At 30.0% G+C, this 12,613-nt stretch carries 10 protein-coding genes; 2 read left to right on the top strand and 8 right to left on the bottom strand.

Annotation, left to right across the window (positions count from 1 at the left end; genetic code table 11):
• Positions 1 to 223 precede the first annotated feature (223 nt).
• From BS101_RS06520 to BS101_RS06510, 3 genes are read right to left on the bottom strand one after another with little or no spacing between them, the layout of a single operon-like run.
• Entirely contained in the window at positions 224 to 1,231 is a 1,008-nt protein-coding gene (locus tag BS101_RS06520) for an asparaginase (protein WP_073538084.1), read from the bottom strand.
• Positions 1,232 to 1,285: 54 nt separating this feature from the next.
• The gene (locus BS101_RS06515) at positions 1,286 to 2,461 is read right to left on the bottom strand and encodes a MalY/PatB family protein (RefSeq protein WP_073538083.1); all 1,176 of its coding nucleotides are present in this window, start codon (positions 2,459 to 2,461) and stop codon (positions 1,286 to 1,288) included.
• A 59-nt stretch (positions 2,462 to 2,520) separates the two neighbouring features.
• On the bottom strand, positions 2,521 to 3,141 hold the full coding sequence (locus BS101_RS06510; protein WP_073538082.1) for an epoxyqueuosine reductase QueH: 621 nt from the start codon (positions 3,139 to 3,141) through the stop codon (positions 2,521 to 2,523).
• A gap of 442 nt (positions 3,142 to 3,583) precedes the next feature.
• On the opposite strand from BS101_RS06510, the gene BS101_RS06505 reads away from it, so the two are divergent.
• Together BS101_RS06505 and BS101_RS06500 are read left to right on the top strand one after the other, a co-directional pair.
• Entirely contained in the window at positions 3,584 to 4,138 is a 555-nt protein-coding gene (locus tag BS101_RS06505; protein ID WP_083585663.1) for a GNAT family N-acetyltransferase, read from the top strand.
• Between the two features lie 77 nt (positions 4,139 to 4,215).
• Positions 4,216 to 5,109 (top strand): DUF2156 domain-containing protein, encoded by an 894-nt coding sequence (locus tag BS101_RS06500; RefSeq protein ID WP_073538080.1) that lies wholly within the window; start codon positions 4,216 to 4,218, stop codon positions 5,107 to 5,109.
• A gap of 68 nt (positions 5,110 to 5,177) precedes the next feature.
• On the opposite strand, the gene BS101_RS06495 is transcribed toward BS101_RS06500, so the two are convergent.
• The 5 genes from BS101_RS06495 to BS101_RS06475 all read right to left on the bottom strand — a co-directional run bounded on the left by BS101_RS06495 (position 5,178) and on the right by BS101_RS06475 (position 12,145).
• Complete coding sequence (locus BS101_RS06495) at positions 5,178 to 6,554, bottom strand: ATP-binding protein (protein WP_073538079.1); 1,377 nt, start codon at positions 6,552 to 6,554, stop codon at positions 5,178 to 5,180.
• Positions 6,555 to 6,708: 154 nt separating this feature from the next.
• Positions 6,709 to 7,308 (bottom strand): nitroreductase family protein, encoded by a 600-nt coding sequence (locus BS101_RS06490; RefSeq protein WP_073538078.1) that lies wholly within the window; start codon positions 7,306 to 7,308, stop codon positions 6,709 to 6,711.
• Positions 7,309 to 7,451: 143 nt separating this feature from the next.
• A complete protein-coding gene (gene asnB, locus BS101_RS06485) occupies positions 7,452 to 9,293 on the bottom strand; it encodes an asparagine synthase (glutamine-hydrolyzing) (protein WP_073538077.1) in 1,842 nt (613 codons plus the stop codon).
• A gap of 158 nt (positions 9,294 to 9,451) precedes the next feature.
• Complete coding sequence (locus BS101_RS06480) at positions 9,452 to 10,291, bottom strand: polysaccharide deacetylase family protein (RefSeq protein WP_073541163.1); 840 nt, start codon at positions 10,289 to 10,291, stop codon at positions 9,452 to 9,454.
• 183 nt (positions 10,292 to 10,474) lie between these two features.
• Positions 10,475 to 12,145 carry a glutamine--tRNA ligase/YqeY domain fusion protein gene (locus BS101_RS06475; RefSeq protein WP_073538076.1) on the bottom strand — a complete coding sequence of 557 codons (1,671 nt, stop codon included), beginning with the start codon at positions 12,143 to 12,145 and terminating at the stop codon, positions 10,475 to 10,477.
• Between the last annotated feature and the right edge of the window lie 468 nt (positions 12,146 to 12,613).

Below are 12,613 nucleotides of genomic sequence, written 5' to 3'. Positions count from 1 at the left end.
AGAATTTGCTATAGAGAAATACTCATCTCCACCTGAACCTTAGAAGAACTTATCCAGGCGCGCTAGCCACACTTATCTCCCACTTTAAATAATATGGGAGTGTTAACTACTTGCCGCGTTCGGATAAATAATAACGCCCACTTAATCCAAAACAATACTTCCTCGATACATATTAGACGAAATACATTTCATTCTTGCTTCAATAAATTTTAAAATTTAATTTTTAATTTTTATTCAAATGAAAATCAGGGAATATTTCTCCTATCTTCTCCTTTATATTGTTAATATTATCCTTAACTTTAAATTTACTTAAAGTCCTTTTTTCTTCATCCTTTAAAACTTTTAAATCTTCCAGACATTTAACTGCTGTGGGCCATAAAGCTCGTGTACTCCCATCTTCTATCTTAATTGCTATACCTAAATCCATATCTTTTACTCCTATACAGTATACTCCTTCTGCACCAAGTTTTCCTATGAGTCTGCCTCCGGTGTTTTTCATAAGTTCGGTGCAAAAACCTCCCGTTCCAGCTACCATCTCTGGTGACCTTGTCATGGCCTTAAATACTCTATCAGCAGCATTTTTATACTTTTCTGTAAATACACTGCTGTTGGCCATTTTACAAAATCCTAGTGCCATATTATAAAGCGGCATTCCAAAAATGGGCACAGTGCATCCATCTATACCTACAATTATACCATCCTCTTTCACAGAACAAACTTTACATACTATTTTCTTTATTTCTTTTTGTACAGGATGTTCCAAAAGATTGTAGCTACTTATATCATACCCTTTTAAAACACATATGGAAAGTATTCCACAATGCTTTCCAGAACAGTCAGTATAAGAAGGATTTATTTTTGCATGATTCCATAGAAGTTTTTCAGCATACTCCTCATTAAGGGACAAAGTGGAACCACACAACAGATTATCTATGCCAAGTCCTATCTTTTTTAGTATGTCATTTACGGTTTTTCTATGAAAATCCTCTCCATAATGAGAAGCACACATTATGGATATTTCTTCGTCTGTAAAAGAAAATTTTTCGGCGGCCCCAGACAATATAACATTTAAAGTTTGTATTGGCTTCGCCGCAGAACGCATATATGTAACCTTATATGGGTTTCCCAAACTATAAAGAAGTTTCCCTTTACTGTTTACTACAGCTATATCTGCTCTATGAATACTTTCAACTAAAGATCCTCTTGTAACTTTAACTACTATTTCTGACATAAAAACCCCTCCAAAAATAAAATAGTATAATTAATTATACTATTTGTAGATTTATTATAGATTATTTACAGCTTCTTCAATTCTTCCTAAAGCTTCTCTTAAAATATCTCTAGGACAAGCAATATTCATTCTTTCAAAGCCCTCTCCACTTTTTCCGAAGGTAAATCCTTCATTAAACTGAATTTTTGCTCTGGTAAGCATAAAATTTTTAAGCTCTATTCCATTCATACCTAATTCTCTGCAATCTATCCATAATAAATAAGTACCTTCCGGTTCAACAATTTTAAGTTTAGGTATTCTTTCCCCTATATATTTTTTTACAACCTCTTTATTTTCATATAAATAATCTATAAGCTGATCCAACCAACCTTCCCCATATTTATAGGCTGTTTCACAAGCTATCATACCAAATAAATTAATACTTGATGCTGCTGCATTCTCCAGTTGTATAGTATATTCACGTCTTAATTTATCCTTTGGTATAATTATATTTGAGACCTGTAGACCTGCCAAATTGAAAGTTTTACTTGGTGCAGTACATATTATAGAATTTTCTCTAATATCATTTGATATTGCAGCTAAAGGTATATGTTTATAATTTTTATATACTAAATCTGAATGAATTTCATCAGATACTATAAGTACATTATTTTTTATACACATTTCTCCTAGCTTTCTTAATTCCTCTCCAGTCCATACCCTTCCAACTGGATTATGAGGACTGCATAATATTAACAGCTTAACTCGAGGATGCTTTAACTTCTGTTCTAAATCCTTAAAATTCATATAATATTTTCCCTGAACAAATTTGAGAGGATTATTCACTATTGTACAGCCATTTCTCACTATAGCTTTATAAAAAGGATAATAAACTGGTGATTGTAAAACAACTTTATCTCCTGGGTGGGTAAAAGCTTTTATAATATTATTTATGGCAGGAACAACCCCTGAACTAACAACAATCCAATCTTTTTTTAACTCCCAACTGTGCCTTTTCATCATCCAGTTCATTATAGACTCATAATAACCCTCATTAACTTTTGTATATCCATAAATACCCTGATTCGCTCTTTGAATTATTGCTTTTTTAACTTCGGGTACAGTTTCAAAGTCCATATCTGCTATAGACATAGGAATAATATATTCTCCCTCACATTGTTTTTTACTAAAATCCCATTTAACACAATGGGTATCCCATCTAGAAACAAGTTGGTCAAAATTATACTGCAATTTTATTCCTCCCTTCCTTATCTGTTATACTTTTTATAAGCAACCTTTAAATTAATACTTCACGATAGCTCATTTTTAGAAAATATGCAGCCACAATAATTTTGTCTGTATAAATTATACTTTTTAGACAGTTCAATAGATCTTTTATACCCATTTTTCTTTTTGAAATCTGAATACAAATATTTAAGTTTATATTTATCAGCTAAATCTTTTCCTATACAATTCAATTTCTGTGCATTTTTATAAGGACTTATGGTTAAAGTGGTGGTAAAGTAATCATAATTTGCCTCTTTAGCAAGTTTTGCCGTCTCCTCAAGTCTCAATTTATAGCATTTAAAACACCTTAGGCCACCTTCTTTCTCTTTTTCAAGTCCTTCTGCTATAAAATAAAATTTTTCACTGTCATAGGAACCCTCTATAAAGTTTATTTTATTGTTAGTATTAAAATTGAGAATAAATTGTCTTTGTTCTTTAACTCTTTTTATATATTCTTCATAAGGATATATATTAGGATTATAATAAAAAACCGTTATATAAAAATAATCACATAAATATTCCAATACATAACTGCTGCAGGGAGCACAACAGCTGTGAAGCAATAGTGAGGGAGTTTTTTTCTCATATATAATTTTATCTATAATTTTATTCAATTCATTTTGGTAGTTTGCATTCACACACATCAATCCTTTGTAACAATATTACTTATTGATTTGGTAGATTAAGTCTTTTGGCGTAGAAAGGTTTTACATATTATTAAAGTTTATATTAATTTCATATAATAGTAAATAAAAATATATTATAATATATAAAAAATAAATAATATCCACTCATTTCAAAATTGAATTTTATACAGTTTATGAGTTATAATAGTTATGTCAAAAAAGTCATTATTATTTAGTTCTAATTTTTATCCCAACGCTGCCATAACTAATACTCCATAGTCTTTAAAATAGGAGATAAGCGTGGTTAGCGCGGCCGGATAAATTCTTTCCCTAAAGAATAACGTATTCTAAATGCTAAAGACACTAAGAATACTGTTAATAAGGTTCAGATGAAAAAAACATTTCTCTATAGCAAACTCCATCTGAACCTCTGAATCATTTGATAAGAGGTGAGTACGTCTTGATTAAAAATTTACTGAAAGGTTCTAATGTATTTCTTACTTCTTTTAAAGAAGAGCATCTACCTTATCTGGAAAAATGGTATAATGACACATTATTTCTAAGAAACTTTGATGTCATACCTGCTTTTCCAAAAAGCTTGGAAGAATTAAAGAGTACAATAAAAAATTTAAAAGAAAGTTCCGATAAATTTATTTTTGCTGTGAACTCTATAAAGCAGAATAAAATAATTGGAATTACAGGATTTGAAAATATACTTTGGAATAATGGTACTGCAACAATATACATAGGTATAGGAGATGATGCGTTTAGAGGACATGGTATAGGACAAGAATCACTATACCTTACCATGGAATTTGGTTTTCAGGAGTTAAATTTCCATAGAATACAACTTACTGTTCTATCTTATAATACACCAGCCATAAAATTATATGAAAAATTAGGATTTAAAAAAGAAGGAACCTATAGGGAATTTATTCATAGAGATGGAATTAGGTATGATATGTACCTTTATGGCATACTAAGATCAGAATGGAAACTTAATACAAAATACTAAAAGGAGGTATACTGCCAGTAGAATAATGTGCTCCATTTTTTAATGTATGCACTATTTTATTAAGTTGCAGAATTTTTATGCTTACATTTAAACCTATAACTATTGACGATAAAAGCATTTTTGATAAATATTTAGTTAACTATAATTTTGATACAAGTGAATATTCTTTCACCAGTCTAATTATATGGAGAAAAGGATGTGATATCAAATATACCATATATGATAATGCTCTTATTATAAAGAAAAAAGACTTCAGCGGTAATTACCACTTTATGCAGCCTATAGGATATACTAAAGACAATATTAAAAATATAATAAAAGAACTTACAGAATATAAAGAAGAAAATAATATGCCCTATTTATTTAAAGATGCTGAAGGAAAATTTTTAAGTGATTTAAAAGAAATCTATGGGGAGGCTGTCCATTCAAAACCAGATATAAATAATTTTGATTATATTTACACCACTCAAAAGCTTATTACTTTATCTGGTAAAAAGCTTCATTCGAAAAAAAATCATTACAATTATTTTATAAAGACCTATAATTATACCGTTAAGGATTTCTATGATTCAGAAGTAAAAACAGACATTATAAGTGCAGCCAGGAGCTGGTATGAACAAAAAAATTGTAGTAATAAATATTTAAAATATGAATTAGAAGGTATTAAAGAAATTGTATTTAACATGGAAAAATTAAATTTAGAGGCAATGGCTGTATATGTAGATGATAAAATATCCGCTTTTACCATAGGGGAAAAGGTAAATTCCAACATGGCAATTATTCACATAGAAAAGGGAAGTTCTTCTATACGGGGAATATACACTTTTACCAATAAAACCTTTGTAGAAAATTATTTATCCGACGTTAAATATATAAATAGAGAACAAGATTTAGGCATTGAAGGTCTTAGAAAAGCCAAGAGATCCTATTATCCTGTAAAGATGGGAGAAAAATATTGTATAAACATATAATAAATTTATTATTATAGAAACAAAAATTAAAACTCAGGAATTCTAAAATTGATTCCTGAGTTTTACCTTTAAACTTTATAATCTTCTGTCCTTTCATGACCTTCTATCCAATCTATAAATTGTCTGGCAGTCCTTGCCGAACGCCCATTATACCATCTTTCCCATTTAAGAGCTTCTTTATGTAATGTTTCCCTATCTATTTTTAAATTTCTATTCTTGGCAATTCCATCTACAATCTGTAAATATTTATTTTTATCTGGGGATACAAATACTACATTTATTCCAAATCTATCTGCCAGTGAAAGCTTTTCCTGAACACTGTCCCCCCCGTGAATTTCTTCACTAAAATTAGGAGAAGGAAATACACCTCTTTCATTGAAATACTCCTTAACAAGATGTCTCCTGTTAGAGGTAGCATATATCAATACATTCTGGGATTTATTCTCAAGTCCCCCTTCAAGTATGGATTTAAGGGCTGTATAACTCCCTTCATTGTCTTCAAATACCAAATCATCTATAAATATAATGAACTTTTGGGTTCTAGTCTTCAAAACTCTTATTATATCTGCAAAATCCTTTAAATAAGCTTTTGGAAGTTCAATCATCCTTAATCCTTCTGTATAATATTTATTAAGTATGGCCTTTACTGTAGAGGATTTGCCTGTTCCACGATCTCCATGTATTAAAACATTATTTGCAGAAAATCCTCTAAGAAATTGAAGGGTATTTTCTATTATTACAGAACGTTCACTTTCATAGGCCACAAGATCTGAAAGACTAATAGGATCTGGCTTTTCAATACCTTTAAATTCTCCTTTTCCATCAATATATTCCCATATAAAAGCTCTATAGCGAACAAACATTCCGCAGCCATAATCTTCATGAAATTTTTCAAGTTCTTCTATACATTCACTCCAATTACTACTGTAATGAAACTTTTCCTTTAAATCCCTTATATGATTAGCATAATTATGTTCTCTAAAATCATTTTCATCTTTCAATTCTGGAAGTTTTTCTATTATCTCTTTAAATTCATCATTTTGAAAATAATTCAATAACATTTCTTTTATATTTGAAAAATTCAATCTTGCAATATGCCTTAAACTCTCTAAATCATTAGCCGCAGCACTTTTGATGGAATTTTCAAATTTATTAAAACTTTTGTTTTCTGCTCCTTTTGAAAATGGATTTTCACTAAAAATTATCTCATCTATAATATAATCTTCTAAAGAAGAATATCCTTTATGTACCAATAAAAAAAAGAATTCATTGTATAATCTGATAACAGATTCTATATATATCTTACCCTGACAAATAAGTTCAAGAAAATCTATTAAACCTAGAATTACCTTGTCCCTCAGTAGTTCCCTGTAGATAGATATTGAATTTAAACTTAACTTCGCATACTTTATTTCATATCCAACTTTAAAATGTAGATTTTTCATAAAATGCCCCCTAAAATAATGTAGATTTATAATTTATTTTACCACAATGGATACAAAAACATAAACAAATACTTCTTAAAATAAAAATATACTGTTGAAATTTCATGTAAAAAGCAGCTTCCTCCAAATTTTTGTAAGAAAGCTGCTTTCATATTTACTTAAATATTTTCAATCTATCTTTTAATGGTTTAATTTCTTTTTCTCCAGCTGGTATAGTTGGTTTTCCAAATGGAAGCTGTGCAATTAATTTCCAATTATCTGGTATATTATATGTTTTCTTTACTTCTTCATCTATAAGAGGATTATAATGCTGAATTGAAGCTCCAAATCCTTCTACCTCTAATGAAGTCCATATTATATATTGAAGTATTGCAGAACCTTGTTGGGACCATATTGGAAAATTTTCCTTATACCTTGGAAAATTCTTTTCAAGTTCAGATACAGCATCTTCATCCTCAAAGAATAAGACTGAACCATACCCGCTTCTGAAAGATTGAATCTTTTCTGCTGTTTTTGAAAATCTCTCAGCAGGAACTCTTTTCTTAAGTTCTCCTTCTGTAATATCCCATAATTTATCATGATTTTGTCCTAAAAGAACTACTACTCTAGCAGTTTGAGAATTAAACGCCGAGGGTGCATTTTTTATCGCTTCTTCAACCACCTCTATTATTCTATCATCAGAAATAACTTTTTCCTTACTTATACCATAAATACTTCTTCTATGTTTTACCGCTTCATAAAAATTTTTAATCATTAGAAATACCTCCCATTTCAATAATTATTATTTATTAATATTCATTATATACTATTTTCATGAAAAATCAACAGTTATTTAAAATTATTTTAAATAAAAATATGCAGTGCTTATAACATTTTAATCATAAGCACCGCATATTTTTATATTTCTATTTTAACTTTATACTCCTTAAGCCATTCATTAACCTGTATTAGATAGGCCAGTAATTGTGGTCCTCTCATAAGCTGTCCAAACCAGGGTGCTTTAAAAGAGGCCCCTCCTGTTTCTATTAAAGTCTTCACCGCCTTTTTATCTATGAGATTAAGAATAGGAGATGTTTTATCCTTCATTATATTTTTCATCCATTTTTGAACTCTTTTAGTATATTCGGGATTATGGGTTTTAGGATAAGGACTCTTTTTTCTCTCAATAATATCCTCTGGTAATATTCCTTTTAAAGCTTTTCTCAATAATCCTTTTTCTCTGCCTTTATAAAATTTTATTTCAGAAGGTATATTAAAAGCATATTCTACCAATCTATAGTCTGCAAAAGGAACTCTCACTTCTAGACTATTTGACATACTCATTCTATCTTTTCTATTTAATAAAGTAATCATAAACCATTTAATATTCAAATAAAATAATTCTCTCATGCGATGTTCTAATTTTGATTCTCCCTCTAAATGAGGAACCTGCTTTATGCTGCTTTCATATTGTTCTTTTAAATATTCCTCCAGATCAAGAGACTTTAATTCATGAGATAGAATTTCTTTTCTAGCACCTACAGATTTAGACCATGGAAAAGTATGGGCATTAATATCTTCCGGCCTTCTGTACCAGGGGTACCCACCAAATATTTCATCTGCGCACTCCCCTGATAAAGCCACAGTATTATCTTTTCTAATTTCTCTACAAAAAAGATATAAAGATGAGTCAATATCCGCCATCCCCGGAAGATCACTGGCCTTTACAGAATTATACAATGCATTAGCTAAATTTTCACTAGTATTTATAATTCCATGATGATTGCTGTTTATATATTCTGACATTCTTAAGGCCCAAATTCTATCAGGGGTAGGTTCAAAGTCATTTGCTTCAAAGTATTTATCATTATCTTCATAGTCAATAGAATAGGTATTTAAAATTTTTCCCTGTTCTTTAAATTCCGAAGCTGCCACTGCAGATATTGCACTGGAATCAAGCCCGCCTGAAAGAAATGTACAAATGGGAACATCTGCTACCAGCTGCCTTTTTATAGCATCTACCAAAAGACTTTTTACATGTTCTGCTGTAGTTTCTATATCTTCATTATGAATCCTGCACTCAGGCTTCCAGTATTCTTTTAATTTAAACCCATCTTCTGTATATATTCCATAATTAGCTGGAGGTACTTCATGTATATTCTTGAATATACCTCCCCCTAAAGATCTTGCAGGCCCCAGAGCAAATATTTCAGTTAATCCTTCCTTATCTACTATTGGTTCCACATAGGGGTGTGCTAAAAGTGTTTTAATTTCCGAACCAAATAAAAGAGAGTTATTTCTTATTGCATAAAATAAAGGTTTTACTCCCAAGGGATCCCTTGCCATAAATAATCTACTTTCAAATTCATCCCAAATTGCAAAAGCATATATACCATTTATATGCTTTACACAATCTACTCCCCAATGTATATAACTGGTAAGCAGTACTTCCGTATCTGAATATGAGTTGAAAGAATAATTTTGTTTTATAAGTACTTTTCTTAAATCTTCAGTATTATAAAGTTCCCCATTATATACAATTATATATTTTTTCCCATTTACACTTTTGGACATAGGCTGAGCGCCGCCTGAAGGGTCTACCACTATAAGTCTCCTATGGCCTAATAGCACATTTTTGGAAAAATAATATCCATGATCATCAGGACCTCTTTCTTTTAACGTATTTGTCATATTTAAAATTATATCTCTATTTTTAGAAATATCCTCTTTTAGATTAATCCATCCTGCAATTCCACACATAAGAGAAGTTACCTCCAAATAATTTATTAATTAACATTAAAGTATGTTCTACCACTATTTTACGTACTTAATTATAATTTATGATTTAAAAATATATATGTGCATAAATTAATTAATTTATGCACATATATATAAATAATTCATAGACTACCTTATTATTAATTTAAAGTTTCAAAAATATATCCATTAGATTTTAAATATTGTATTACCTCTGGAAGAGCTTCTACTGTGGTAGTTTTTGCTGGAGCATCATGCATCAGAATCACCACCGTATTATCAGTAGTATACTTCTTCAAATTATTCATAAGAATATCTACAGGCAGATTATTTCCATTAGCATCTCCCGTCATATCATTCCAATTTACAAAATGATATCCCTCTTTCGTAATAGCATCCTTAAAAGGCTGCATATTTAAATGTGCTGTAGTAAAAGATCCTCCTGGAAATCTTAACAGTTTTAAATTGTAATCTTGTCCTAATATTGATTTTAACACTAAATCACATTTATTTACATCCTCTACAAATACTGATGGATCTTCTCTATATCTTAATCTATGACTATAAGTATGATTACCTACCACATGTCCTTCTTTTACTTCGCGTTTAACTAATTCTCTATACTTCTCAGCATTTTGACCAATTAGAAAAAAGGTTGCCTTTATATCATTCTCTTTTAGTATTCTGAGTACCTCTGGAGTATTGTTTATAGAAGGACCATCATCGAAAGTTAAATATGCCACTTTCCTGCCATCTTCTCTCTTAAATTCCCAAGGCTTGTACTCTCCTGGTGGTTGGAAAGTAGTGAACCTCTTTTTTAATGCATTCTGATCTTCCGTCTGTGCCACTACTGCGTTTTGTTCAGTATTTTTTTGAGAAGCAAGTTTATTTCCTATGTAAAACCCCCAAGAAAAAACCATTAAAGTAAAAGCTGCAGTAAGAATCTTATTTCTTCTTCTAATAATTTTATTCTTCTTAATTCTATATTCATATTTATTCATAACATCTATCTCCCCAACCCCATATGCTACAAAAGATTTATCCTGAGCCAACACCTATATTATTCTATTTTTTATGCAGACCATAAGAAAACTATAATTTCATTAATAGTCTATTCATTATATTTTTATCTAAATTAATTATAAACAAAATCTAACCTTTTTTAAGTAAATAGTTTAATTTATTTACTTATTCTCTGATATCTTAAAAGAACTTTTAAGAGATGCTATCCTATTAAATACTAATTCACCATTTTTACTACATTTTCCGTCTAAAACAAAATATCCGTGTCTAAAAAACTGAAATTTTTCATCTGATTTTACACGTTTCATATCAGGTTCTACAAAACCTTTTACAACCTTTAGAGAATTAGGATTAACATAATCTAAAAAGGAATCTTCTTCTCCTTCCCTTTCCTGCTGTTCCAATATCAAAGGTTCATAAAGCCTCATTTCTGCTGGAATTGCAGTATTTACATTTATCCAATGAAGTGTGCCTCTTACTTTTCTTCCATCAGGGCTATTTCCACCCTTTGATGCAGGATCATAAGTACAGCGTAATTCTATGACATTTCCATCTTTATCTTTAACGGCTTCAGTACATTTTATAAAATAAGCGCTTTTTAACCTGACTTCATTCCCTGGGAACAATCTGTAGTACTTTTTAGGTGGATTTTCCATAAAATCTTCTTGTTCTATATATATTTCTCTTGAAAAAGGCACTTCTCTAACTCCTGCATTAAAATCATCAGGATTATTCTCAATTTTAAAAGTTTCTGTTTTTCCCTCTGGATAATTAGTTATTACGACCTTAAGAGGATTTAATATAGCCATAGTTCTAGGAGCTTTTTTCTCAAGATCATCTCTTAAAAAATAATCAAGCATCTGAGAATCTACTATACTGCTAGCTTTAGACACCCCTATTGCCCTGCAAAAATTTCTAATAGCTTCTGGAGTAAATCCTCTTCTTCTCAAACCTGCAATGGTCGGCATACGTGGATCATCCCATCCATCTACAAAATTTTCATCTACAAGCTTTTTAAGTTTTCTCTTACTCATAACTGTATTTGTCATATTTAATCTAGCAAATTCTATTTGTTTAGGTCTATTTTCTATTTCACATTCCCGTATTATCCAGTCGTAAAGAGGCCTATGATCTTCAAATTCAAGTGTACATATAGAATGAGTAACTCCTTCAATAGCATCTTCTAAGGGATGAGCAAAATCATACATAGGATATATGCACCATCTATCTCCAGTATTATGATGACTTGCATGAGCTATTCTATATAATACAGGATCTCTCATGTTTATGTTGGGAGAATCCATATCAATTTTTGCTCTTAAAACCTTTTCTCCATCTTTAAATTCTCCATTTTTCATACATTCAAACAACTTAAAATTTTCTTCTACATCCCTATTTCTATAAGGACTTTCCTTTCCTGGTTTTGTTAAAGTGCCCCTATATTCTCTTATTTCATCGGCGGTCAAATCACATACATATGCTTTTCCTTTTTTTATTAAAAAAACAGCATATTCATACATTCGTTCAAAATAACTAGAAGCAAAACACAGATTATTCCAATTATATCCAAGCCACTTTACATCTTCTTTTATTGATTCTACATACTCCACATCTTCTTTTGAAGGATTGGTATCATCAAACCTTAAATTAACTTTTCCTTCAAATTCATCTGCCAAGCTGAAATTCAAGACTATCGATTTTGCATGACCTATGTGCAAATATCCATTAGGCTCCGGGGGAAATCTAGTTACTACCTTTTCATATTCTCCTGATTTTAAATCTTCTATAATTATATTTTTAATAAAATTTGATGAATTATTATTATCTCCCATAAACAACCTTCCTTTTCTAAAACTTATTTTTATATTTAAGACAATTCAGCCCAATTATAGACAATTAACCATTTATCTGCAGCTATAGAATTAAATTCTATGCTCGCAATAAAAGGCATTTTGAATAAACAAATGCCCTTCTTAAAAACCCATACAAACTCTTGAAGGCTATAGCTCTTATCCCTCTTTTAATAAAAATACACTAAAAATTTATAATAAAAATTTCATTAATTAAATTATAACTCTTTATTTAAAAAATAATACTATATCCGACATTATTATATAAGACTTCCATTACTTTTATATGATATTACCATATAATAAGTTTATATTCAATAATAAGCCATTTTATTTATCCGATACCCATTTTTATTATTTTGTTGTCATTTAATTTTTATTATGAAATATACTTTTTGAAAATCTATTGCGCCTTACCTTACGTCATATGGTACAATAATTTAGGTAGAG

Source organism: Clostridium kluyveri (assembly GCF_001902295.1).
GTDB classification, from domain to species: domain Bacteria; phylum Bacillota; class Clostridia; order Clostridiales; family Clostridiaceae; genus Clostridium_B; species Clostridium_B kluyveri_B.
The sequence above is the reverse complement of the archived record's forward strand: the minus strand, read 5'-3'. Positions and strand labels throughout refer to the sequence as shown.